Annotated in this window: 19 protein-coding genes; 12 read left to right on the top strand and 7 right to left on the bottom strand. The window is 47.0% G+C overall.

The features are described from left to right. Positions 1-33 precede the first annotated feature (33 nt). The 3 genes from QUA13_RS14680 (at position 34) to QUA13_RS14670 (ending at position 4,223) form a co-directional block, all read left to right on the top strand. Complete coding sequence (locus tag QUA13_RS14680; RefSeq protein WP_333199569.1) at positions 34-1,128, top strand: PfkB family carbohydrate kinase; 1,095 nt, start codon at positions 34-36, stop codon at positions 1,126-1,128. A 99-nt stretch (positions 1,129-1,227) separates the two neighbouring features. After that, on the top strand, positions 1,228-2,319 hold the full coding sequence (locus QUA13_RS14675; RefSeq protein ID WP_333199567.1) for an RNA-guided endonuclease TnpB family protein: 1,092 nt from the start codon (positions 1,228-1,230) through the stop codon (positions 2,317-2,319). Between the two features lie 149 nt (positions 2,320-2,468). Further along, on the top strand, positions 2,469-4,223 hold the full coding sequence (locus QUA13_RS14670; RefSeq protein WP_333199566.1) for a Rieske (2Fe-2S) protein: 1,755 nt from the start codon (positions 2,469-2,471) through the stop codon (positions 4,221-4,223). A gap of 42 nt (positions 4,224-4,265) precedes the next feature. On the opposite strand, the gene QUA13_RS14665 is transcribed toward QUA13_RS14670, so the two are convergent. Next, the gene (locus QUA13_RS14665) at positions 4,266-6,014 is read right to left on the bottom strand and encodes a CapA family protein (protein ID WP_333199564.1); all 1,749 of its coding nucleotides are present in this window, start codon (positions 6,012-6,014) and stop codon (positions 4,266-4,268) included. A gap of 915 nt (positions 6,015-6,929) precedes the next feature. Between QUA13_RS14665 and QUA13_RS14660 the strand changes: the two genes are divergently transcribed. The 4 genes from QUA13_RS14660 to QUA13_RS14645 all read left to right on the top strand — a co-directional run bounded on the left by QUA13_RS14660 (position 6,930) and on the right by QUA13_RS14645 (position 11,352). Then, entirely contained in the window at positions 6,930-8,129 is a 1,200-nt protein-coding gene (locus QUA13_RS14660) for a HEAT repeat domain-containing protein (protein ID WP_333199562.1), read from the top strand. A 107-nt stretch (positions 8,130-8,236) separates the two neighbouring features. Next, positions 8,237-9,313 (top strand): glycosyltransferase family 4 protein, encoded by a 1,077-nt coding sequence (locus QUA13_RS14655; RefSeq protein WP_333199560.1) that lies wholly within the window; start codon positions 8,237-8,239, stop codon positions 9,311-9,313. 43 nt (positions 9,314-9,356) lie between these two features. Beyond that, the gene (gene map / locus QUA13_RS14650) at positions 9,357-10,118 is read left to right on the top strand and encodes a type I methionyl aminopeptidase (RefSeq protein ID WP_333199558.1); all 762 of its coding nucleotides are present in this window, start codon (positions 9,357-9,359) and stop codon (positions 10,116-10,118) included. A 319-nt stretch (positions 10,119-10,437) separates the two neighbouring features. Beyond that, positions 10,438-11,352 carry an LD-carboxypeptidase gene (locus QUA13_RS14645; RefSeq protein WP_333199556.1) on the top strand — a complete coding sequence of 305 codons (915 nt, stop codon included), beginning with the start codon at positions 10,438-10,440 and terminating at the stop codon, positions 11,350-11,352. A gap of 26 nt (positions 11,353-11,378) precedes the next feature. Here the strand turns inward: QUA13_RS14645 and QUA13_RS14640 are convergent, their stop codons facing one another. After that, positions 11,379-11,924 carry a hypothetical protein gene (locus tag QUA13_RS14640; protein WP_333199555.1) on the bottom strand — a complete coding sequence of 182 codons (546 nt, stop codon included), beginning with the start codon at positions 11,922-11,924 and terminating at the stop codon, positions 11,379-11,381. Positions 11,925-12,240: 316 nt separating this feature from the next. Between QUA13_RS14640 and QUA13_RS14635 the strand changes: the two genes are divergently transcribed. The 5 genes from QUA13_RS14635 to QUA13_RS14615 all read left to right on the top strand — a co-directional run bounded on the left by QUA13_RS14635 (position 12,241) and on the right by QUA13_RS14615 (position 18,950). After that, complete coding sequence (locus tag QUA13_RS14635) at positions 12,241-13,026, top strand: hypothetical protein (protein WP_333199553.1); 786 nt, start codon at positions 12,241-12,243, stop codon at positions 13,024-13,026. Positions 13,027-13,413: 387 nt separating this feature from the next. Continuing rightward, positions 13,414-14,478: a uroporphyrinogen decarboxylase gene (gene hemE, locus QUA13_RS14630; RefSeq protein ID WP_172190091.1), complete on the top strand. Its 1,065-nt coding sequence runs from the start codon at positions 13,414-13,416 to the stop codon at positions 14,476-14,478. 336 nt (positions 14,479-14,814) lie between these two features. Continuing rightward, positions 14,815-15,780 (top strand): NAD(P)-dependent oxidoreductase, encoded by a 966-nt coding sequence (locus QUA13_RS14625; RefSeq protein ID WP_333199551.1) that lies wholly within the window; start codon positions 14,815-14,817, stop codon positions 15,778-15,780. A gap of 376 nt (positions 15,781-16,156) precedes the next feature. Beyond that, positions 16,157-17,749, top strand: a complete 1,593-nt coding sequence (locus QUA13_RS14620; protein ID WP_333199549.1) for a B12-binding domain-containing radical SAM protein — start codon at positions 16,157-16,159, stop codon at positions 17,747-17,749. 304 nt (positions 17,750-18,053) lie between these two features. Continuing rightward, positions 18,054-18,950, top strand: a complete 897-nt coding sequence (locus QUA13_RS14615) for a M48 family metalloprotease (RefSeq protein WP_172190088.1) — start codon at positions 18,054-18,056, stop codon at positions 18,948-18,950. 90 nt (positions 18,951-19,040) lie between these two features. Here the strand turns inward: QUA13_RS14615 and QUA13_RS14610 are convergent, their stop codons facing one another. From QUA13_RS14610 to QUA13_RS14590, 5 genes are all read right to left on the bottom strand, one after another. Further along, positions 19,041-19,712 (bottom strand): hypothetical protein, encoded by a 672-nt coding sequence (locus QUA13_RS14610; protein WP_333199547.1) that lies wholly within the window; start codon positions 19,710-19,712, stop codon positions 19,041-19,043. A 29-nt stretch (positions 19,713-19,741) separates the two neighbouring features. Then, positions 19,742-20,185, bottom strand: a complete 444-nt coding sequence (locus QUA13_RS14605) for a Tse2 family ADP-ribosyltransferase toxin (RefSeq protein WP_333199544.1) — start codon at positions 20,183-20,185, stop codon at positions 19,742-19,744. Between the two features lie 306 nt (positions 20,186-20,491). Continuing rightward, on the bottom strand, positions 20,492-22,366 hold the full coding sequence (gene ftsH4, locus QUA13_RS14600; protein WP_333199542.1) for an ATP-dependent zinc metalloprotease FtsH4: 1,875 nt from the start codon (positions 22,364-22,366) through the stop codon (positions 20,492-20,494). Between the two features lie 264 nt (positions 22,367-22,630). Beyond that, positions 22,631-23,104, bottom strand: a complete 474-nt coding sequence (locus QUA13_RS14595; RefSeq protein ID WP_333199540.1) for a tryptophan-rich sensory protein — start codon at positions 23,102-23,104, stop codon at positions 22,631-22,633. 112 nt (positions 23,105-23,216) lie between these two features. Next, a complete protein-coding gene (locus tag QUA13_RS14590) occupies positions 23,217-24,062 on the bottom strand; it encodes a M48 family metalloprotease (protein WP_333199538.1) in 846 nt (281 codons plus the stop codon). Between the last annotated feature and the right edge of the window lie 171 nt (positions 24,063-24,233).

Here is a 24,233-nt window from a genome sequence, read left to right as displayed (position 1 = left end):
ACAATCAACTCCTCAGTCTCATTTTTTTGGTTAATGACTAACGACTATTCCGATTTTTTGCCTCAACTGCGTGCCTCAACAGAGCAATTATTGAAAAGATTAGACTGCTTCCATCGAGCGCAGGTATTAGCGATCGGAGATTTGACCTTGGACGAGTTTCTTACCGGACAAGTAGAGCGAATTTCCCGCGAAGCACCTGTGTTGATTTTGCGCTACGAAAATACTCAGCAAGTACCCGGAGGTGGCGCAAATGCTGTCTACAATTTAGCCAAACTGGGAGGCAAAGTAAAAGTTGCTGGTTTGGTGGGAAAAGACGACCAGGGAAAGGCTTTGTGCGGTATTTTTGAGGCGGCGGGAATTGATACGGCTGGGATTTTAATCGATTCGCAGCGTCCAACTGTCACCAAAACTCGCATTTCCGGGCACGCGCGGCAGTCGGTGACTCAGCAAATTGTCCGAGTCGATCGCAAATCGGACGAGTTGCCGGATTTAGATTTGCAGTTGCAACTGGCAGACTACATCCGGCAGCAAATACCGACAGTAGATGCAGTGGTTTGTTCCGACTACGGCGACGGAGTTTTGACAAATTTGGCGATCGAATCGGCAGTGGTTCCCGGCAAAACAATTGTAGACGCTCAAACAAATTTGCAGCGATATTCTGGAGCAATGTTATTTACTCCGAACTTGCCAGAAGCCGAGCAAGCAGTGGGATATGCTATCAAAAACCCTCAAACTTTAATGCAAGCAGGACGCGATTTGTTGAACTTAACTCAAGCTCAAAAAATCCTGATTACTCGCGGCGAAGAAGGGATGACTTTGTTTGAAAGGGCGAACGGCGAAGAAATCAAAAATTCACCCCCTCCAACATCCATTTGTGAAAAGGGGGAATTTGCCATTCAAAGTTGGGACATTCCCCCTTTTAACAAGACTGATGTATTCGACGTAACCGGTGCTGGAGATACAGTTGTAGCAGCAATGACTTTAGCTTTGTGCGTCGGTGCATCCGGTTGGGAAGCGGCAGTTTTGGGCAATTTGGCGGCTAGTATTGTCGTGCGTCAATTCGGTACGGCGACAACAACGGTAGAGGAGATGAAAGAAGCTTTGCTATCGGTGATGAATTTGGAATAAAGCCAAAACATAAACCTGCTGGCGATCGAGATTGAGCTTGACTAAAGCGCCAAATAGTTTGCTAAAATTATCCATAGTTCGTTATTGAGAGAAAGTTTTGTGTTTGCTATTAAACGAGCGCTGAAACTAAATAACAAGGAAGCGACTTTAATGGCAAAACACGCAGGATTCCGGCGCGTAGTATTTAACATGGGGTTGAGCTTGCGTACTCAAATGTATGGCGAGGGGCAATTTACGGACTCCAAGGTACTCAACGAAGTTAAAAAAGTTCTCACCAACTACGTTAAGAAACAGCCTGAATTTGGTTGGATGAACCAATTATCTAGCCGAGTTTACCAAAATGCGTTAATTGACTTGAAAGATGCTTTTAGTCGGTATCGCTCTGTCCAAGCAGGTCATCCAAAATTTGCTAGCCGCCGATCCGGTCAATCTTTTAGGGTCGATTCATCTAACGGCAAAGTTTTATTAAGCGCTGGCAAAACCATCAATATTCCTACTTTGGGAACTTTTAGACTCGACGAACCCCTAGATTGCGGCTACGTATCTCAAACTTTTACGATTTCAAAAGAAGCAAGTCGCTGGTTTGTTTCCTTTTGCGTTGATGCCGAACGTTTGCCAGTTCATCAATCTGAAAGTTCTGTAGGAATCGATGTCGGCATTAATTCTTTTGCCACCCTGTCAAACCAGCAGGTCTTTGATGCACCAAAACCGTTAAAGCAAGCGAAAATCAAGCTTGCTACCTTGCAGCGCCAAGCATCAAAACAGGTAAAAGGCTCCCAAAACCAGCGCAAGACCTACAATAAAATTAGCCGACTTCACGCGCGGATAGCTCGCATTCGCTTAAATTTTCTTCACAAGCTAACAACTTATTTAGCTCAAACTTTCAAACTAATTAAGATTGAAAACTTGAACGTTCAGGGGATGATGGCGAATCACAAGCTGGCTGGGGCAATATCCGACTTGGGTTTTTACGAATTCAAGCGTCAACTCGATTATAAGTGCAAAATGTATGGAGCAAATTTAGTGTTAGTCGATCAATGGTTTCCTAGCACGAAAACTTGTTCTAATTGCGGCACTAAAAAAGATATGCCGCTAAGCATTCGGACTTTTGATTGTCCTGCTTGCGGCAGATCTTTAGATCGCGACTGGAATGCGAGCATCAATATTTTAAATTGGGAACCCTCGGCTTGAGGGGGATAGCCTACTTATCTTGGGATTAGCCGTCTACCCAACAGCGTAGGAAGTGAACATCGATTGTGTCTAAAGATGGCTTTAGATAAGTTCGAGTAAGTTTTACGAAGCAGTTAATCTAGTTTATATATAAAGTAGTTTAAAAACTTATGGCTGAGACTTCAGGCTATTACGTTAGCGCTGCGAAACTTGCAGAAGTCGAGACAAAGGGCAGTTTGTTAGTGAATTTGGAAAAACACGCGATCGCCCTTTTTTACTCAAACGATCGGGTATACGCGATCGACAACCGCTGTCCCCACATGGGTTTTCCCCTCAACGGCAGCACTTGCAAAGATGGCATAGTCACCTGTCCTTGGCACTACGCCCGCTTTGATGTCGCCAGCGGCGGTACTTTTGACTCTTGGGCTGACGACGTGCGATCGTTCCCAGCGGAAATTCGCGACGGGGAAGTTTGGGTAAATTTAGCACAACAGCTTGACCCTTACGCCCACCAGCGCCAGAGACTTCAAGATGGGTTAGAACAAGGAATTTCTCTAGTCATCGCCAAGTCAGTGATTGCCTTGCTAGATATGGGGGCAACTGCCAGCGAACCTTTCCAAATCGGATTAGAGTTTGGCACCCGCTACAACAAATCGGGATGGGATACGGGTTTATCGATCCACACCTGCTTGATGAATATCCTGCCTTATCTAGATCCAGAAGACCGACCCCGTGCCCTCTATCAGGGACTTTCGGCAGTGGCCCGCGATAGTGCAGGCGCACCCCCTCACTTTGCGGTTCACCCCTTGCCTAATTCTGAGGTTGATGCAGAGACACTCAAAAGCTGGTTCCGGCAATTTATTGAAATCAGAGACAGCGAAGCGGCGGAACGATGTTTGTTGACAGCAGTACGCGCGCCTCTTGAACGAGAACAAATTGCTGATATGCTGTTTGCGGCCGCTACTGACCACCGCTACATTGATGTCGGTCACAGCCTCGACTTTATTAACAAGGCGTTAGAAGCCCTGGATGCAGTGAATTGGGAAGGGGCAGAAACTATTTTCGCGAGTTTGGTGGGTGGTTTGGCGAATGCGGCGCGCATGGAAGAGTCGAGTTCTTGGCGCTACCCTGTGGATGTGGTGGCAATTTTAGAGTCAGCGATGGCGCAGTTGCCGGCAGCTTTAGAAATGGGCCGATCGCACCGGGGCAATTGGTTGGGAAGAGAACAGTTAATTCCGATGTTGTTGGGCGAAGATGTATTGGCGATCGTCGATGCACTTTTAACTGCCTTGAAAGAAGGTTGTAGCGAAGACGAATTAGCGAGTGCAGTCACTTATGCTGCTGCCCTCCGCGTAGCCCGGTTTAATACGAATAACGACCACAGCGACTGGAATTCAGCGCACCATCCCTTTACCTTTGCGAATGCGGTGCATCAAGGATTGCGACGATCGCCTTCAATAGAGTTGCTGCGGGGAGTTTTCGATGCAGCGATCGCCGTATATCTCAACCGTTTCTTAAATGTACCGCCTGCGCGACTTCCAGAACCAACAGATGTAGTTGAGAATCCAGAGGAATTGCTCAAACAACTGCCAGACTTGTTGGACAGACAGCAACAGGTGAATCCAGTCGGTAAATTAGTTGCAAAATACTTATATAGCGGCGGCAAATCAGAACGGTTGATGGCAGTTTTAGGAAAACTGATGCTGCGGGAAAATCGGGATTTCCACGTTATTCAGCAGGTAGAAGCAGCATTTCGCCAGTATGCTTTATTAGAAAATGCGGGCGATCGCATTGTGGTATTAGTGGCGGCGGCAAGGTATTTAGCCGCCCATGCCCCGACAGTGCGATCGCAAGCACAAACTTATCAAATGGCAGATGGATTGCACCGGGGCGATCGCTTATTTGAGGAGTCACCGGAAGTATAGCTTCTCGTCATAAGGCACTTCTTCGGTAAATAATTGCCCCGATCATTTCTTGGAAATTATCCCCTTGTCATCAATTTTCAAATCAGTCTTGGGAAAATCGCTTTTTGTCAAACGGTCAATCAACCCCACACTCCTAAAATCGTCATCAATAGATGGGATGCCTTGCCGATTAAGTTCGACTGGGATAATCTTACCCGAAACAAAATCCCCTTGCGGAGTCATTTTCACATCCAAAATTAGAGATTGACCGAGTGCTCCTGCTGTGGACAAAGTGCGATAACCCAAAAAATTGCCCAGCGAATAAGCAATCAATTTCCCTTTATAAAGCTCCATCGCTCGGGGAACGTGCGGGCCGTGTCCCAAAATCAAATCTGCTCCCGCATCAATCATCGTCCGTGAAAACAAAACCATATTCCCCCGGTTTTCTCCGTAAAATAATTCGTTTTTGTTTCTCACATTCAGAGCTCCCGTTCCTTCAGCTCCAGCATGAACTGATATCACTACAATATCAGCCTTTTCCTTCGCTTTCTTGACAACTTCGGCTCCCGCTTTCAGTTCCAGCAAGGAATTGTGAACTTCGCCGTAGTTGCTGAACCCGATAAAGGCAAAATTCACGCCTTTGACATTTTGATAAACAATTTGATCTCTTTTGCCAACAGCTTTCATGCCGTTGCTGTCGATGTTTTTAATCGTGTCCTTAAATCCCTGCTCGTTAAAATCGTAAGAGTGATTGTTGGCAACATTCAAAATATCAAAACCAACATCTTTGAAAATTTTGGCATAACTCGGAGGCGTCCGAAAGGCAAACAGCATTCGTCCGCCGCCTGCTTTGGAACTGTAAGGATAATCGGTCATCGTGCTTTCAAAATTGCCAAACAGAATATCAGCTCCTTTGAGGTACGGTTTTACCGACTCCAATAAAAGCTCTTTTTTTGGCGGCAGTTTGTTGTACGGATAATTTGTGCCGGGGATCATGTCGCCAACTGCTTTGATGCTGACAGTTGCGGGCACAGCGGCAGGTTTTTTGGCAGCCGGGGAGGGCCATTTTGGAGCTGGAAGGGATTTGGCTGCGGTTGCAGGTGCCGGTGTCGAGCTCACTTTTTGTACCGCAGGGTTTGACGTTAGAGGGTTAATAGTAGCGGTGCTTGAGGATTTGTAAAGTTGAGAAGCCAGAACAAAGCCGGATATCGGCACGAGAATCAGACTCAGAACACCGACTGACAGCCCAGATTTTTTAGTTTTAGTGCGGGCTAACTCTGGCTGCGGTGATGGCTTTTGCTGCCTTTGGTTTGTGCGTTTTGGAGTTGGGATTTTCGGGGGTTGGGGCGGAGATTTTTCTGGTGTTTGAGTGGGCGCAATTGTGGCATTTTGAGTTTTTTCTAGCTTTGGCAAAGCCACAGGAATTGGGGAAGCGGGTAAACTCGCTGCTACTGCTTCACTCGCAGCTAATGCTGCATTCACGGCAACTAATGCACTCACGGGTGCGGAAGTCAAGCGTTTTTTTAATTCTACCGTCTGAGTCCAACCCGGCAATTGCTGGCCGCCCCGCCGTCCGTAAACTGTCACTGAGTAAACGTTATTTGGTTGCAGCCGCTGCAACCCTTTGACTGCGACTCGGAGGCAGGCTTCTTCTGTGGGCAATTGTTCTGCTTCCAGCAGCAGGTGCAGGGTGTCATTTTCCCGGCTGGCTTTGGCCCTGACCCCGAAGCTTTCGAGTGCTTGGCCGATCAGAAATGCGATCGCCAGGGCATCGCCTTCTTTTGCTAAATTTAAAATATCTTGTTGGCTCACAAATGCCTCTACTCTCTCACACTAGAAATTTAGCTCGATCTTATATCAAATTTGGCGGCACAGGATTAAATACCGATTGATTTAGCTTAAGTAAGTGGGTACAAATAAACAGAACGTAGGGAGAGGGCGCGTGCGTGAAACAGTTTACTCGCTCTCACTATAGCTCCTAACTAAACTGGCCCAGTTCTACAAGATAGTATGATTTTTGGCGCTTGCTTGCTGAATACAATATTTCCTAACGGTTATCTTAGTCGATCGCCCAAAAACTTCTATCCGCCATAATTCCCCCCCTTGAAATTAACATTGGTCAAATCAGCGCTCTCTTTCTTACAGCAGTTTCGATAAAAAAACCCGGTTTCTTCGATCGAGATTGCGTCCTGGAATGTACTGAAAATATTCGGTTTAGCAGCCAAGAATACACTCAAAAATGCTGTTTATCGTTTCCACTGCAAATACACCTTGTCCGACTTCCGTCCAGATTAAGACAAAAACGATCGACCGGCAGGCTCGGAAGCTTGTTAAACTCTTGGTCATGCCACGCTATCCGTCAGAAATAGACGGCGAGCAACAATTGCCCGCCTGCGCCCCGGAAGCCCCGTGGCGCTGCGCGTGCACAGCACGCAGCTAAGGCTCCGCTTGCTGAGGTGAGCTGCAATCAATTTTCTCGATGCCGCTGCTTTATTCGCGGCCGCCGATGTAGCTCATCTCAAACTAATTAGTTAAAGGACTTCCACGTCAATGACGCAATTGTGTTAATCAGATCTGGCTGGCTCGCTGCCCTCTCAAACCCGGGTTTTTGGCGAGTCTGGTGCTATTTGTGAGTTAGTTAAGCGCATAGCAGCTAGGATCGAGCTAACTCAAGGTTAAACTAAAGCTCGTCATGCGGCGTTGCCTCTCAAAACCGGATTGAGTCTTATGGCGCACTACCGCTCCTTTGTATGTTTGTTCACCTGCATTGCCTGTCTGGGCGCTGCGTTCAGTCCCAGTGCCGACGGAAGGCAACAGGTACTCAATGCCTCCTACCGGGCTGTTTCCCTAGAAATTGCTCAGGCGAACTCTCCCCCGGACGATCGCCAGGACTCCAACCCTCCAAAACCGTCTCCAGCTCCCGATAAAAACAAATCTAAGCCGTCCAAAGCGTCTAAATCTAATTCCAAAATCCCCAAACCGATATCTAATTTGATTGTCATTTTGTCTCGTCAGCGGGGGTTGTTAATGTTGGGTTTGGCAGCAGTTGTCGTCACGGCAGCGGCAGTATTTATCATGCTCAAATTAGTTAGCAACGGCGAGTCAAATCATTCAAGGCGAAGACGGGGGAGAGTCGATCGCCACAACCAAAGAAACTCTCAATTCACTAATCCCGATTCTCCTACAAACTCGCAGGAAATTGGACATCAAGATGTTTCTTTTGGGGGACAAAAACCGCGGCCAGCTTTGCCCTACCATTTTGATTTGCCAAAAGACTACAGTCTCGACAGCAGCGATCGGCCTTTACCGTTTATCCGGGAATTGGGGGAACCAGAATCCGAGGATGCAGTTGTCGAGGGCGATCGAATTAATTCCGACACCGTGCCCTTGGAAACTAACAGCAACGGCTACAGCGACACAGGTTTCAACATTCCCGAAACAACTAATCGAGCCGATTCCCTAGCGAGTCGGAAGAAAGATATTTCCCTTCCAGAAACGGATGGTAGACCTAAAGTTGATATTATTGAAGCACTGATTGAAGATTTGCAGCACCTAAATCCGGCAAAAAGGCGCAAAGCAATTTGGGAACTCGGTCAGCAGGGAGATTCCAGAGCAGTTGAGCCGTTGCTCGATTTGCTAGCAAATTCTGACTCGAAGCAGTACAGTTTAATTTTGGCAAGTCTGTCGGAAATTGGCATTCGCACGCTCAAACCCATGAATAATGCCTGGTCAATTTCGCTGCAAAATGAAAACCCCGAAGTGCGTAAAAATGCGATTCGCGACTTGACGCGGATTTACGAATTGGTGAATCAAATCAGTCACTTGTTGCACCGTGCGACGGACGATCCCGATCCAGAAGTTCAGGAAACTGCTCGCTGGGCCATCAATCAGTTGAATCGCATCCGTCCGCGCTCTGGGAGAGATTGATAAATCTAGCAATTTTTAAATAATTTGAGATTGGAGATTGGAGAGTGAAAAATTTAGAATTTAGATTATGTTAGAATTAGTCAAGGCTGACTAATGACTAATGACTAATGACTAATAACTCTTTAAAACTATTGTTCCTGTCAACTTCTGTAGGTAAACTCGGTTCCGGGTTGGGCGGCGGTGTCGAACTTACAGTCCTTAACATTGCTAAAGAATTGCAGCGCCGCGGTCATAAAATAGCAGTCGTAGCACCAGTAGGATCAGTCTTAGAATCAATTCCAGTAATCGAAATAACAGGCGATTTGCAAGTAACCGCCCAAACACAAGATTACAATGCTGCTATTGTGATGCCCGCCGATTCTGTGCTGGCGAATATGTGGGAATATGCTCGCCAAGTTCAGGATGAATGGGATGTCATTGTTAACTTTGCCTACGATTGGCTGCCGTTTTATTTGACGCCATTTTTGAGGACTCCGATCGCCCATTTTATCAGCATGGGTTCCGTTTCTGAATCGCTCGATCGCATCGCCGGACAAACCGCCGCCCAATTTCCCGGTACGATCGGAGTTTACACCGTTTCCCAAGCCGAAACCTTTGCCTTTGCCAAGGAGTGTCAGTTGTTGGGAAGCGGCATAGATTTATCGCTATACGAATTTTGCAGCCAACCGGAACCCAAATTAGCTTGGCTTGGTCGCATCGCCCCGGAAAAAGGCTTAGAAGATGCAGTAGCGGCAGCGAAAATTACAGGCATTCCCCTAAAAATTATGGGCAAAATGCAACATGAGGATTATTGGGAAAAAATTTGTGCAGATTACCCGGATGCTCCGGTAGAATATTTAGGGTTTCTGACAACAACCCAAATGCAAGAGCAAGTCCGTCAGTGCCGAGCATTGTTGATGACGCCGCGCTGGGTGGAAGCTTTCGGAAATGTCGCGATCGAGGCTTTAGCGTGCGGTGTGCCTGTGATTGCTTACGAGCGCGGGGGGCCTGCCGAAATTGTTCGAGACGGACTGACGGGCTTTTTAGTGGAGCCTGATAGTGTAAATGGCTTGGTAGGTGCGATCGCCCGCTTAGACCAAATTGACCGCAGCGCTTGCCGGCGACAAGCAGAGGTAGAATATTCTTTGGGAGCTTTGGGCGATCGTTTTGAACACTGGTTCAAATCTATTCTAAAATTGAGTTAAATAAACTCTTAATCGATCACAAAAAAAGAAAACAGAAAAAACTATGGCAACCGAACGTTTAGTGCTTTTATCCAGTAGAGAAATCGAAAAAATGCGCCAAGCAGGCCGTTTAGCTGCCGAACTTCTCCTACACCTAGAACCAATGGTTAAACCCGGTGTCAGCACTCTCGAAATTAACGACGAAGCCGAACGCTGGACTTTGGCACACGGAGCAAAAAGCGCTCCGCTAGGTTATAAAGGATTTCCTAAATCTCTGTGTGCTAGCGTCAATGAAGTAGTCTGTCACGGCATCCCCAATGCTAAACAAATTCTGAGAGAAGGCGACATTATTAATATTGATGTAACGCCTTTAGTTGACGGCTATCACGGCGATACTTCCAAGACTTTTTTTGTCGGAAAACCTTCACCGGTAGCGAAAAAGTTAGTTGAAGTAACCGAGGAATGTTTAAGAAGAGGAATTGCGGAAGTTAAACCGGGTGCTCGTACCGGAGACATCGGTGCAGCGATTCAAGAATATGCTGAAGCACAGGGTTTTTCGGTAGTGCGAAATTTTGCCGGGCACGGGGTTCACCGAGTCTTTCACACCGAACCGGAAATTCTGCACTACGGCAAGCGGGGCACGGGGAAGAAGCTCAGACAAGGCATGGTTTTTACGATCGAGCCGATGATTAATGAGGGTACTTGGGAAGTGGAAATTCTCGCCGATGGTTGGACTGCGATCACCCAGGATGGAAAGCTTTCGGCTCAATTCGAGCACACTCTGGCTGTTACTGATTCTGGGGTGGAAATTCTAACTTTGCCTTAGCAATGATTAACAAACAATCTGAAAAACTCACTCCTAAATCAATAATTAACCATATCCTGTAGGGGCGGGTTTCACCGACAATATCTAACGATTACCAACAATCTAGATAAACCCGCCCCGCCACAACCGATAACCCACATCAACCTGAAATTTGCATCGAATCCGAAAATGTAGGTCTACACCTATGGGTGGGTGGGGGCGGGTTTGCGAGATTGTCTGTTTCTGTCAGAAATTGTCTGTAAAACCCGCCCCTACGGAATTATGCTCGATTCACCAAACAGGATCTAATTAATAACTAATAACTAATAACTAATAACTAATGACTGACATAAAATTTCTGCAACCAGGAGATTTGCTCAAAGTAATTGCCCCTAGTGGCACTTTGCGAGAATCAACCAACTTTGAAAAGGGTGTAGAAATTTGGAAATCCCGCGGCTATCGAGTTGAATTAACACCAGGTTTTGACGATCGCTGGGGCTATTTGGCCGGTTCCGACCAAAACCGCGTCCGACAGCTAGCAGATGCCCTCAATGACCCGGATTGTCGCGGTATTCTCTGTGTTCGTGGCGGTTTCGGCAGCACTCGACTTTTGGAAAAAGGAAATGTGGGAAAGGCGGAAAACTCCCAATTTCCAACTCCCGATTCCCATTCGCCGAAATGGTTAATCGGCTTTTCCGACATTACTGCTTTGCTGTGGAATCACGACAAATTGGGGATTTGGGGTGTTCACGGGCCGATGCTGACAACTTTGGCTGCTGAACCGGATTGGTCTGTCGATCGACTTTTTGACTGCATCGAAGGTCGTCCCTTACAATCTTTGCAAGGTAAAGGATGGGGCAGCGGAAAAGCCACGGGACGGCTGTTTCCGGCGAATCTGACGGTGGCTTCTCATTTGCTCGGAACCCCGTATCAACCGGATTTGACCGGGGTTATTCTCGCATTTGAGGATGTTTCCGAGGCTCCTTACAGAGTCGATCGAATGCTGACTTTGTGGCGGATGGCGGGGGCTTTCGCTGGGGTGCGGGGCATTGCTTTGGGGCGCTTCAGTCGGTGCGAGATTGACCCGAGTATTCCCAGTTTTAGCATTGAAGAGGTTTTGCGCGATCGGCTGGGGGATTTGAATATTCCGATTGTCTCGGATTTGCCCTTCGGGCACGAGGGGGTTAACGCTGCTTTACCCATGGGAATTATGGCGAGTCTTGACGCTGATTCGGGATTGCTCAGTTGCGGGTAAAAACCACTTTTTAGATAGCCTGAAAATCATTCAGCAGAGTTCTGTAAAAGAATTGTAGATTTCAGAATATTTAAGGTGCGTTTTGCATGGTAGCGAAAAAGATACACAAATAAAGCATAGGATAATAGTAAAATTATTAGGAAAAATGGGAGGATTTCTAAGGGTGGTTTTTCTGTAACAAAAAATACAACCCAACCCAATCCCAAAGGCAGTAAAAAGACAATAGATAAACTGGGAAGACGCATCTTCAATGGCAACACCGAACCGCCTGGAATGTCTTGAATTTGTGCTGTCGCTACCAAAAGCCCTCTCCAATCTCCGCCAGTAATTGTCGCGCGGAGGAAATAACCATCAAGCTCGATTTGGTAGCAGTAAAGAATTCGCCTCCCTCCAATTATAGGTTTGTGAACAATTAAACCTGTAGGAACTTTTGCAGCAAGCCGTTGGCGGACTACTTCTTTGGAAAAGGGTAGATTAAGGGTGGCTTCCCGGTAGGGCAAGAGCGAGTACAATAGTTTGAAGAACGGATTTAAATTTAATGGCATCGCAAAAAACACGATCGTGAATTGCATCAATTGCCACTACCTAATTCTAAGCAGCGATGTTTCATTCTATCAAAGTTTTCCAGCTCCAACCACTATAAGTAAATCTACGGAGGTTTTGGGCGATCGACATTCTGCGGCGAATTGCGGGAGGTTTGCCCCTACGTTCACGCTATATGCAGAGGGGTGGCGTAAATCCTGCCTGACCAGAGTTTACAGCGACAAAATAGTCCGGTCGGATGAGGCTAACACTAGATAGGCAAAAATACATTTAAAATGGATTATATGTGGAAATGTCGCTGCCAACACAGCAAAAAGAGTTTAAAACTTTCCCAAAGAGGTTGATATGAGAACGAACAACTTGTTAAACAGTATTGCTGCCACTGTGCTAGTTGCAGGATTGGCACTCACTGGCATTCCGTCTAGTGCAGTTGGCGAACAGATACAGAATAACGATCGCATAGATGGAGTAATTCGCCGCACTTCCCCGATTTACCGTTTTCGGAATATGTGGGTTCCGGGTTCTCCGACGGAAGAATTGCGCGGCCAAGAATACACATTCAGCGCTCGCGAAGGCGATAACATTGAAGTATTTTTAGACACAGATAGAAGTCGCGGTTTTACTCCCGTGATGGTACTGTTTTACGAGAACAACAAACAAGTTGCTTTTACGCAAGACCGTTCTTTTAATTATCAAATTCCCCGTGGTGGTGAGTACAAACTTTTAGTATTAGCAAAAGATGCTGCCAGAGGCGGTAGCTACACCCTAGAAGTTGCGGGAATTGATGGGGGCGACAGACGATCTCGCAATTCGCGGGACGATTGGTACACCGGGCGAGATAACGACCGATATGAAAGTCGATATGACAGAGCACAGCTTCTGCAAGATGATTTTGGCTTGCGGTCTGTTGATTGTCGCGAGAGACGTTCTGTGGTGAGAGTAAGGTTTGACGATAATAATCAAAACTCGACTTACTGCGCTGTCCCGACTAGAAACTTTCCGGCGGGAGATTATTACTACAATTCGCGGACTAGAGATTTAGATTCGGCGAGGGTGGATGATAATAGGAGGTTCGATGAGGGCCGCGATCAATGTCGCGTATCCGTAGGCGGAGTGTGCGTAACGAGGTAAGTAGATCAAACTGTAGCGCGGGATCAGAAACCGGGTTTCTACGAAGAAACCCGGTTTCTTTGCGTATACACAGGATTTATACCAGTCCTTTATAGACAGTCGATCTCTGACCGAAAGCATCCAGGATACAAGCCCCCGGATTCATCCGTCCAGAAATAAAAAACCTGTATCCGATAAAGGAGCCCCCGAATTGATCCGTGGCGTCAATGCTTCAATTCTAAAATCTAAAATCTAAAATCTAAAATCTAAAATCGATTGACCCTCGCCTCACTTTCTTTGGCCATGACAAAATACACATTTGTACACACAAGATTTTGTCGAAAAGGACGATCGCACAGTGGTAAGCTACCAAAGGCATTAAAATATCTAAGGTAGAGAAAAGTTAAAATGTCGGCATTAAATGAAGTTCCCTTGTTGTTGCGGGCAGCCCGCGGCGAAACCCTAGACCGCCCGCCTGTGTGGATGATGCGCCAAGCCGGCCGCTACATGAAGGCTTATCGAGATTTGCGAGAAAAGTATCCCTCGTTTCGCGAACGTTCCGAAATTCCCGAAGTTGCCATCGAAGTTTCCCTTCAGCCGTGGCGCGCGTTTCAACCCGACGGCGTAATTCTGTTTTCCGATATTGTCACCCCCATGCCCGGTTTGGGCATCGACATGGACATCGCCGAAGGCAAAGGCCCGATTATCCACGCACCAATCCGCACTCAGCAGCAAATCGACAACCTGCAACCGCTGAACCCGGAAGAAAGCTTGCCGTTTATCAAAACTATCCTCAAATCCCTGCGCGAAGAAGTCGGCAACAAATCCACCGTGCTCGGTTTTGTGGGCGCGCCGTGGACGCTGGCGGCCTATGCGGTTGAGGGTAAAGGTTCTAAGGATTATGCCATTATCAAAAACATGGCATTTTCCGATCCAACTTTACTGCATCAGTTGCTCTCAAAATTCGCAGATGCGATCGCCGTTTACGTGCGCTATCAAATCGACTGCGGCGCGCAAGTAGTGCAAATGTTCGACTCCTGGGCCGGCCAACTGTCCCCGCAAGACTACGACACCTTCGCTCTACCTTACCAGAAACAGGTGTTCGAGCAAGTCAAAAAAACCCATCCCGACACCCCGCTAATTCTGTTAGTCACTGGAAGTGCCGGCATCCTCGAACGTATGGCAACATCCGGCGCGGATATCGTCAGCGTCGATTGGACAGTGGATATGGCCGACGCGCGCCGACGTTTGGGCCCGAATATGAACGTTCAAGGAAATCTCGATCCGGGCGTGTTGTTTGGCTCTCAACCGTTTATTCGCGATCGAATTCTTGATACAATTCGCAAAGCCGGTCATCGCGGACACATCCTCAATTTGGGACACGGCGTATTACCGGGAACTCCCGAAGATAACGTGCGTTTCTTCTTTGAAACCGCAAAACAAGCCGACAAATTGCTTGCAGTTGCTGCTTGATTTGATTTCGATTCTAGAATCCGATCGAATCCGGTTAATTGCACCTGATATTTGTAGGGATAGGGCAATGCCATATCCCTACCGTGGAAAAAACATATATAATCCGAGTGAGTCCGGTTAATCTGACATTTTGCACCTGTTGCAATAGTCCCTTATTGGGCGGGCAGGATGCCCACCCCACAAGAAAATTTAATTTTTGTGGAACAGGCATCTTGCCTGTTATTGAGAATGCTGTAAGATTTAAGTTTAATTGCATCTGATATTTGTAGGGACACGGCCATGCCGTCTCCCTAGCATCGAAAAAGCGTCAAATCCTTCCTCTTCTCCTGCGGCAAAATGAACTCCAAAAAAATTTTTGTGACGGGTGCAAGTGGCTGTATCGGTCACTACATGGCCGAAACTTTGATTCAAGAAACAAACCACGAACTTTACCTCTTAGTTCGCAACCCCGAAAAATTAAAATTTGACTGGAAAGCCCGCCCCGGCATCCATATAATACAAGGCGATATGCGAGATATCGATCGACACGCCGAACTTCTCCAAACAATAAATGTAGCAATTGTAGCCGCAACTGCTTGGGGAGGAACTCAAGAAGTTTTTGATGTTAACATAACCAAAACTCTCCGCCTAATTCAACTACTTTCGCCACAGACTTGCCAACAAGTAATTTATTTTTCAACAGCCAGTATTCTCGGTCGAGACAACAATTTGCTCAAAGAAGCCGGCGAACTGGGGACAGATTATATTAGCTCAAAATACAACTGCATGGTGCATTTGTCAGCTTTGACAAATGTGCCTCCAATTACGGCACTTTACCCGACATTAGTATTGGGAGGAGACGCAGAAAAACCTGTCTCTCACTTGTCATCTGGCCTGCCACTTGTCGCAAAATGGATTGGTTTGATTCGCTGGTTTAAGGCAGATGGCAGTTTTCACTTCATCCACGGCGCAGATATTGCTAAAGTAGTTAATTATTTAGTTGAACATCCGCCGGCTTCCGAGGAACCGCGACATTTTGTGCTAGGAAATCCAGCGATTACAGCTAACGAAGTGGTAGAACAAGCTTGCCAGTATTTGAATAAAAAGATATTTTTTCGGATTACTTTGTCAGCTTGGCTAGCCAATTTCTTTATTTGGCTGTTCCGAATTCAGGTGGCTGCTTGGGATAGATTTTGCATCAGCTACCGCCATTTTACCTATCAAAATCTTGTGAATCCCGAAAGCATAGGAATGCCGAGTTACTGCGGCACAGTGGCCGATATGTTAAGAACTAGCGGGATTCCCGGCAAAGATTCAAATTAGGGGAGAAGGAAGAGGGAAGAGGGAAGAGGGAATGTGCACCTTAGGAAATATATGTAGGGTGCGCCGAGGTGTATTTTACGAATAATGTAAGTTTTTCAAATTCTTTTTTGCCTTAGTCCCATGCTTTTTAAATGCGATTATCGTCAATTAAGGGTCAAATACGATAAGATATCAGCATTTGCAAACTTTAACAGGGAACTGCAAGCTAAAAATTGCGCTGACGATCTTTGTCTTAGGGGGTTTCACCCCTCGCCAGATATTCGATCGAGTGCAAGATCGTAATTTTAGCCTTAACATTAAGTCTTGAGAGTCGATCAAACTCTCAAACACGCCAGCCCGATCGCAAGTTGTTTACTGATGTGAGGTTTAACATATAATGCGAGTTCTCCTAGTTTACCCCCTGTTTCCGAAAACATTTTGGTCTTACGAGAAAATCCTAGAATTAGTCGATCGTAAAGTGCTGCTGCCACCGCTGGGTTTGGTAACGGTAGCAGCTATTTTACCCCAAGAATGGGAATTTAAGTTAGTCGATCGCAACATCAGACAAATCACCGAACCAGAATGGGAATGGGCAGAGCTCGTTATTCTGTCCGCAATGATTGTCCAAAAAGAAGATTTGCTAGACATAATTCGCGAAGCAAAACGGCGCGGTAAATCCGTAGCTTGCGGCGGCCCCTACCCGACTTCCGTACCAGAAGAACCTCAAGCAGCGGGCATAGATTACTTGATTCTCGACGAAGGCGAAATCACCTTGCCGATGTTCGTCGAAGCAATACAACGGGGCGAAAAAAGCGGAATTTATCGATCGGACGGCGTAAAACCCGATGTTACCACAACCCCAGTCCCCCGCTTCGACTTGCTGGAATTAGACGCCTACGATTCGATGTCAATTCAATTTTCCCGAGGCTGTCCTTTCCAGTGCGAATTCTGCGATATCATCGTCCTCTACGGCCGCAAACCCCGCACCAAAAACCCCCAACAATTGATAGCAGAATTAGACTATCTCTACAACTTGGGCTGGCGGCGCGGCGTGTTCATGGTAGACGACAACTTTATCGGCAACAAACGCAGCGTCAAACTGTTGCTAAAAGACTTAAAAGTTTGGCAAGAAGAACACAAATTCCCCTTTACTTTCAACACAGAAGCATCCATCGATTTAGCCCAAGACCAAGAATTGATGGAGATGATGGTAGCTTGCAATTTCAATGCAGTGTTTTTAGGGATTGAAACCCCTGATGAAGAAAGCCTGCAAATGACCAAGAAATTCCAAAATACCCGCAATTCCCTGATCGAATCAGTAGAGTTAATTGCGAAAACTGGTTTGCGAGTAATGGCCGGATTCATCATCGGATTCGACGGCGAAAAACCCGGTGCCGGTCAGCGGATTGTCCAGTTTGCCGAAGCAGCAGCTATTCCGAGCACAACCTTTGGAATGCTGCAAGCTTTGCCGCACACTGCATTGTCCCACAGGCTAGCAAAAGAAGGGCGGTTGCGCGACAAATCTGGCAACCTCAACCAGACTACCTTGATGAACTTTATCCCGACGCGGCCTCTCGAAGATATTGCCCGCGAATATGTCGAGGCATTCTGCGAAGTGTACGATGCTGAGAAATATTTAGACCGGACTTATCGCCATTTCTTAATGTTAGGTGCACCTACAGCAAAGATACCTGCGAGAGTTCCCAGTTGGATAGACTTGCGAGCACTGCTAACTGTGGTGTGGCGGCAGGGAGTCAAGCGTAGCACTCGCTGGAAGTTTTGGCATCATTTGTTCAGCATTCTCAAGCGCAATCCTGCGGTTTGGGATCATTATTTGACTGTGTGTGCTCACAACGAGCATTTTCTGGAATACCGCCAAATTGTGCGGGATGAAATTGAAGCTCAATTGGCTGACTTTTTGGCTAATGAGTCTCAAACTGTATATCAAGAACCTGTTGCTGTTGAGGAAAAGCAAGTGCAAGCGGTTTAGGGTTGAAGAATTCAACCGCATATGAACGCAGGTAAACGCAGATGAATGTAAGATTGTCTGCGTTTATTTTGTTTTTAATCTGGGTTCCAGGTTCTGGCTGGCAATGTCATATCCTGCGGCTCTACCGCCTCTTGAGAGAAGGCGAGAGAGCCTCCCGAGGAATTCCCAGTTTCTCACTGAAAACGTGAAATACTACTATTGGCGGCAGCAGTTATTTCGGCAGATAGAGGCGCGATCGCCCCCAACTATGAAAATCTAATTACAAGCTCAAAAATATCAAAATAGCGATCGCCCTCAACCCGCCATGTTAGGAACAAATCAACTCAGAACAGCCGCTCTCTTAGGACTCCTAAGCGGCCTTCTCGTTTTAGGAAGTTATTATTTAATCGGCAACGAGCAAGGACTTTACATCGGTTTAGCGCTAGCCGCCTTCTCAAGTTTTAGCTCTTGGTACTATTCCGACACGGCTGCGTTAATGGCTTACCGCGCTCAGCCGATCGCCCGCAGCGAAGCACCTGAAATCTACGATATGGTAGCATCGCTGAGCGAAAAAGCCCAAATTCCGGTGCCAAAAATATTTCTAGTTCCTACTCAATCTCCCAACGCATTCGCCACAGGAAGAGACCCGGAACACGCGACAATAGCAGTTACTGAAGGCATCATCAATCTGCTTTCCCGCGAAGAATTGGAAGGCGTTTTAGCGCACGAACTCACGCACATCCGCAACCGCGACACACTCACTCAAGCAGTTGCAGGAACAATTGCCGGTGCAATTACATTTGTCGGGCGAATTCTGACTTTTGGAGCGCTTTACGGCCCGGTAACGCGCGACAGCAGACAAGGACCAAATCCCTTTGGTTTGCTGTTTTTAATCATTTTAGCACCGCTATCAGCCACCGTAATTCAATTGGCGATTTCTCGGACGAGGGAATTTGCAGCAGACAGCGGTGCGGTAGAAATTACCAATAACCCGATCGGTTTAGCAAACGCACTGCAAAAATTAGAGAAAATCGGTCGTGAAATTCCGATGCACGGCAATCCTGCGATGTCGCCGCTGTTGATTGTGAATCCTTTTTCCACTAAAGGTTTGCAGTCACTTTTCCGCACTCACCCGCCGACAGAAGAGCGCATTCAACGCCTTTTGGAAATCGCGCAGCAGCAGCAAGGTACTCCTGTTATGGCCTACGTGCCCGGAATTTGATCGTCGAAAATGCAGCAACAATATTTAGAAACCCGGTGTTTTGAAGCAGCCGGGTTTCTCTATGTTTATAATGCTCGCTGTATGAAGCGACTAATTCTTCGATTTCGATAGGTGAAGGGGGATCGCTTTTTCCGGATATATCGGACTGTGATTTCGATAGGTAAAGGGCCATCGCTTTGGCCGTACATATCGCACAGTTTTGTCTTTACTGTGAGGCGTGATGCCTTTATTGAAAGGATTTACCCCACGCAGCAATTCATCAGGCTGGTTCTTTAAGTCCGGTGATGCTAGTAGTGGTCTATAAACTTCACCTTCATAGGGCTTCCAAACATATCCCAGACTGAACGATTGAAAAACCGAAGATGCTCCCGTTGCTTGCCAAACAGCTTCAGCTAAAACCAATCCAGGAAAAGCCAAGCCAGGCTCTTCAATCAATTCGCTGTAGGTTCTAAACTCATCTACTTCCATACCAACTAAAGCATACCGAAACGGTGGAGCAAACCGCAAACGTAGATACAGAAATCTACCTATTTCCGTCATTAAATAAGCACTTTCTGGAGTGTCAATGCCAATCTCACTGATCCCACTTGGACAAACTCGACACCACCAATTTTCTTCTATATCCTGAAAAATTTCTGCCCGACATTGGGAAACTCTACCGTTTGAGAGCACGCAGAAACTTTTATTGAAATATTGAGCAAATTGCTGTGCTTCCGATTGCTTTGTGCCACATTCAGCCGATAAGCTAAACACCCATGCCATTGCTGTTCTCCCGTTGACTAATTAAATTATCAAACTTTCTCCCATTCGCTCTGTGTCTGGGCCAGGGCTGCTTCATATTTCTCTAAAAGCATTGTAGCGCTTGGCAAAATACTGACATGAGTTGGACTATCTTGCACAGCTTCAATATCTCCGACGATCTTGCTGTCGTCAATCTGCCAAAGAGGATCTTTTCCTATTCCGCCAAATTTTGGGGGTTTGCGGAATTGTTGTAAGCCTTCGATAGAGAGGGATACAGACATTCCTTTTGTGTTTCTAATGGCTACAGTGACAGACTCCTCTGAAGATTTGCGTTCTGTTTCTGGTAGTAAATAACCTTGTTCATCCAACCAGTCTTTGGGCACTTGCTCAATATCAATGTCAATACTGGGTCTGACTCCCAGTAGCCTCGCGCTGCGTCCCATTTTGGGTTTACCGTTTTCTTCTGCCATGCCTCGATAATAGAGTCTTGCCATTAGCCTTTTATCAGCCCAACTCGATCGCCAGACCAATCATAATGTAATTGCTGCATTGGTTTCATGCGATCGCTCTTTGTTGTTGCAGCTAATTCGTGAGATGTCACTGCTCATTTATTTTGATTTGAGTATCAGGGAGAGCGCCCTGTGATTGCTCTCCCTTAATACGATTACTTGCGATCGCCCTGCAAACGCGGGTTTGTCCGTTTGCCGTTGTCTGTTTCAGTCGGCTCATCGTGGAGTGCGATCGCAAAACGCAGATGATTTAGAATCATCTGCGTTGATCTGCGGTTTAATTAAACCCTATTAAACTGAAGCCGCAACCTTATCTAAAGGCCGCACTTGACCCAGGAATTCGCGAAGTGCGTCACCTTCCACCACCTCAGTTTCCAACAGTTTCTGCGTAATTGTTTCCAACAATTCCCGATTTGTTTTCAGAATATCCAAAGCTTGCTGATGTGCAGTTTCGACAATTTCCTTCACTTCTTGGTCGATCGCCTCAGCAGTCTGAGCACTGACAGCGCGGCGGGCATTTCCCATACCATCGTTGAGGAACATTGCTTGTTGACCTCGATCGTAAGCTAGAGGCCCCAAAACCTTACTCATCCCGTAAGTTGTCACCATCCGTTCAGCTAAATCAGTCGCCCTTTGCAAGTCGTTGGAAGCGCCAGTAGTAATGCTACCAAACACGACTTCCTCAGCCGATCGCCCTCCAAGCAGTGTAGCAATTTGACCGCGCAACTCCGATTCATCTAACAAGAAACGGTCTTCAGTCGGTACTTGCAACGTGTAACCCAATGCTGCCATACCGCGCGGGACGATCGAGATTTTTGACACTTCGCCGCCGCCCGTCATCGCAGCACCCACCATGGCGTGCCCGACTTCGTGGTAAGCCACAATCTTTTTCTCTTTTTCGTTGAGCACCCGGCTTTTCTTTTCCAAGCCAGCGACAACGCGCTCAAACGCCTCATAAAAGTCTTCCTGAGCTACAGTTAGGCGCTTGTTGCGAGCAGCTAGCAAGGCAGCTTCATTGACCAAATTTGCCAAATCTGCGCCCGAAAAACCGGGGGTGCGAGTGGCGACCGCCTTCAAGTCAATATCCGGGCCCAACTTCACTTTTTGAGAGTGAATATTCAAAATTGCTTCGCGGCCGGATAAATCCGGGCGATCGACTAAAACTTGGCGATCGAAACGACCGGGGCGCAACAAAGCAGCATCCAAACTTTCCGGGCGGTTAGTTGCAGCGAGCACAATTACCGTAGTATTGCCGGCAGCAAAACCGTCCATTTCAGTTAATAGTTGATTGAGAGTTTGTTCGCGTTCGTCATTCCCACCGAAGCTAGCGTTACTGCTGCGAGATTTGCCGATCGCGTCCAATTCATCAATGAAAATAATACAAGGAGCCTGTTTCTTAGCCTGCTCGAATAAATCTCTAACTCTTGCAGAACCAACACCTACAAACAGTTCCACAAACTCCGAACCCGAAATGCTAAAAAACGGTACGCCAGCTTCACCAGCCACTGCTTTTGCTAACAGCGTTTTGCCAGTTCCCGGAGGCCCGACTAACAGCACGCCTTTCGGAATTCTCGCACCAATTGCCGTAAATCTGTCGGGAGTTTTCAGGAATTCAACAACTTCGACTAATTCAGTTTTCGCCTCTTCTACTCCAGCCACATCAGCAAAAGTAATTTTCGCCGATTCGCCTTCTACATAGACCTTAGCTTTGCTTTTGCCGATCGACAGCGCACCCTGCGGCCCGCCACCCTGCCTGTTCGCGAAAAATTGAAAAATCGCCACAAAAATCAGCGGGGGAACCACCCAGCTTAAAACACTGCCGATCCAGCCATTTTTGGAAGGGGGAGTTGCCGCAAATTCAACGCCTTTTTCTTGCAAAAGTTTAGGCAGATCCAGGTCAAAAATCGGGGTAGTTGACAGCACTTGACCGGGTTTGTCTCCTTCGCCTTTGAGCTGGTAGCGAATTTCATTTTGACCTACCGAAGCTCGCGCCACATCTTGTTCTTGAACCTGATGGACGAACAAGCTGTAAGGCACTTGCGGAATTTGCGGCCCGAACAAATTCGGCAAAAAGATATTGGCCAGCAGAAACAGACTTGACAGCAATAACAAAATATTGCTAATTTGCCGAAAACGAGGTGGTTGGGGCTGGTCTTTAATTGCCATTGATAACCGTCATCCTTTAATTTAAACCAGTTTTATTCATTTATTTTCTCACCTAATACGCACACACTGTCAAGCGGATTCCCTCACTCGATGGGTGGGTTAACCAGCCAATGTTGCTTTGAGCAAATTCAAAACTAACAATGCTCGGATGGCGATCTTCGGCGCACCTTGCCTCGATCTAAGGTGAGTATTGCGCACCGAATTACCTTGGTGTAAGGTACGAAATACTCACCAAATATTTATGCAGGAATCCACACCAAATATTTATGCAGCTTCTGGGTTTAACTGAATCATTTCCCAAGTAGTATAAGTGCCGATCGCACCCCAAATCGCGTAAGGCAAAAGTAACAAAGCCGCGGTTTGAGAAATCGGTAAAACAGCCAACGTCAGCACAACTCCCAAAATCTCGCCAGCCCCTCCCAAAATCGTCCCTACTTTGAGACTTTTGGCTCTGAGAGTAGCAGGAATATAAGCAACTGTGACAATTTCTAAAAGCAAGTACAAAGCCATCAGCAGCCAAGTTTTGAGACTACCGGGTTCCTGTTCCCACACGACAGCAGCACTACCGGCCCCGCAAGCAAAAATCACCGTCCAAATGAAGGGAATAGCAGGCTCAAAAAACATCCAATCCGGTCTTTGCAGTTTGACAGCCCAGTTAATATCGCGCAGTTTAAAAAACAGAGTGCCGAAGGCGACTGAGAAAGTCACGCCGCCGATAATCATCCAAGATTCAATCATGGTTTTCAACTTTCCAATTGCTCGATCGCTCATTAAGTCGATCGTGCCAATTCCAAGCCGAACTTAGATCCGCCTTTAGTAATAACTTTTGTAAAGCCCGATGCAATTATTGCTAACCGCCAGACACATTCTTAGCAAACTCATCGCGTCCAGACATCAAATTAGCTGGAACGCCGTTAGGATAATTTTGCGCGATTAAAGCTTGCAACTTTTGAACTCGGTTTTCTGGGTTTGGGTGAGAACTCAAAAACTCCGGTGGCGCTTCGCCCTTCCTAGCCGCACCGAGAATTTGCATCACCTCAACAATACCTCTAGGATCGTAACCCGCTTCCGTCATAAACCGAAAACCGAGCCGATCGCTCTCAAGTTCATCCGATCTACCGTACCGCAAACCGACAACTTGATTGACAGCTTGAGCAATTAATGCTGCCTGCTGGCCGCCCCCGCGATCGTCGCTAGTAGCCACCCCAACAGCCGTTACCAAAGACCTGCCGAACTGCTGTTTTGCCAAGTGTTCCGCAGCGTGGCGCCCTACAACGTGACCGCTTTCGTGCCCGAGTACAGCAGCCAACTGAGCCTCGGAATTCAGCCGCCGCAGCAGCCCCGCAGTAATAAAAACTTGTCCCCCCGGTAGAGCAAAAGCATTGACTGTTTCGGGGTCTCGCAGCAGGTGGAATTCAAACGGATAACCCGCTTGTTTCGCCGCCGAACCGTTGACAACTCGTTCTCCTACTCGATCGACATACTGTTGAATACTCTGGCTGGGATAAAGCCCCCCGTACTTGGAGGCCATTTGATCTCGCGCCTGCAATCCCAAAACTATCTCTTGGCGGGGAGAAAGCTGCACCCGCTGTCTCTCTCCTGTTACCGGATTTTGTACGTCGTTTGTAAAATAGGTAATTGCCCCAAAAAATGCCATTAACAGCCCGATCGCGGCTCGAAATAAAAATTTGTTCACAGGCTTGATACCTAAAAAGTTTAGCGAGTAGATTACCAGCATGACAGCTATCTCGACATCTGTCTGAAGTATTAATAATAGAATATTGTTATCGTTTTTTTGGATAATTGGCGAAGAAGGCTTTTTTAAAACGAACCGCATAAGCGCTAGGACACGAAGGAAGAGAAGAAG

This window comes from Microcoleus sp. S28C3 (genome assembly GCF_036700785.1).
GTDB lineage: Bacteria > Cyanobacteriota > Cyanobacteriia > Cyanobacteriales > Microcoleaceae > Microcoleus > Microcoleus asticus.
This window is presented reverse-complemented; position numbering and strand designations above follow the sequence as displayed.

Bases quoted from the DNA above. Each gene is read 5' to 3' on its own strand.
- QUA13_RS14635 (WP_333199553.1), top strand. From the start codon at position 12,241: ATGAGAACGAACAACTTGTTAAACAGTATTGCTGCCACTGTGCTAGTT.
- QUA13_RS14670 (WP_333199566.1), top strand. From the start codon at position 2,469: ATGGCTGAGACTTCAGGCTATTACGTTAGCGCTGCGAAACTTGCAGAA.
- QUA13_RS14640 (WP_333199555.1), bottom strand. From the start codon at position 11,924: ATGCAATTCACGATCGTGTTTTTTGCGATGCCATTAAATTTAAATCCG.
- QUA13_RS14625 (WP_333199551.1), top strand. From the start codon at position 14,815: ATGAACTCCAAAAAAATTTTTGTGACGGGTGCAAGTGGCTGTATCGGT.
- QUA13_RS14655 (WP_333199560.1), top strand. From the start codon at position 8,237: ATGACTAATAACTCTTTAAAACTATTGTTCCTGTCAACTTCTGTAGGT.
- QUA13_RS14605 (WP_333199544.1), bottom strand. From the start codon at position 20,185: ATGGCAAGACTCTATTATCGAGGCATGGCAGAAGAAAACGGTAAACCC.
- ftsH4 (WP_333199542.1), bottom strand. From the start codon at position 22,366: ATGGCAATTAAAGACCAGCCCCAACCACCTCGTTTTCGGCAAATTAGC.
- QUA13_RS14620 (WP_333199549.1), top strand. From the start codon at position 16,157: ATGCGAGTTCTCCTAGTTTACCCCCTGTTTCCGAAAACATTTTGGTCT.
- map (WP_333199558.1), top strand. From the start codon at position 9,357: ATGGCAACCGAACGTTTAGTGCTTTTATCCAGTAGAGAAATCGAAAAA.
- QUA13_RS14645 (WP_333199556.1), top strand. From the start codon at position 10,438: ATGACTGACATAAAATTTCTGCAACCAGGAGATTTGCTCAAAGTAATT.
- QUA13_RS14610 (WP_333199547.1), bottom strand. From the start codon at position 19,712: ATGGCATGGGTGTTTAGCTTATCGGCTGAATGTGGCACAAAGCAATCG.
- hemE (WP_172190091.1), top strand. From the start codon at position 13,414: ATGTCGGCATTAAATGAAGTTCCCTTGTTGTTGCGGGCAGCCCGCGGC.
- QUA13_RS14595 (WP_333199540.1), bottom strand. From the start codon at position 23,104: ATGATTGAATCTTGGATGATTATCGGCGGCGTGACTTTCTCAGTCGCC.
- QUA13_RS14680 (WP_333199569.1), top strand. From the start codon at position 34: ATGACTAACGACTATTCCGATTTTTTGCCTCAACTGCGTGCCTCAACA.
- QUA13_RS14615 (WP_172190088.1), top strand. From the start codon at position 18,054: ATGTTAGGAACAAATCAACTCAGAACAGCCGCTCTCTTAGGACTCCTA.
- QUA13_RS14660 (WP_333199562.1), top strand. From the start codon at position 6,930: ATGGCGCACTACCGCTCCTTTGTATGTTTGTTCACCTGCATTGCCTGT.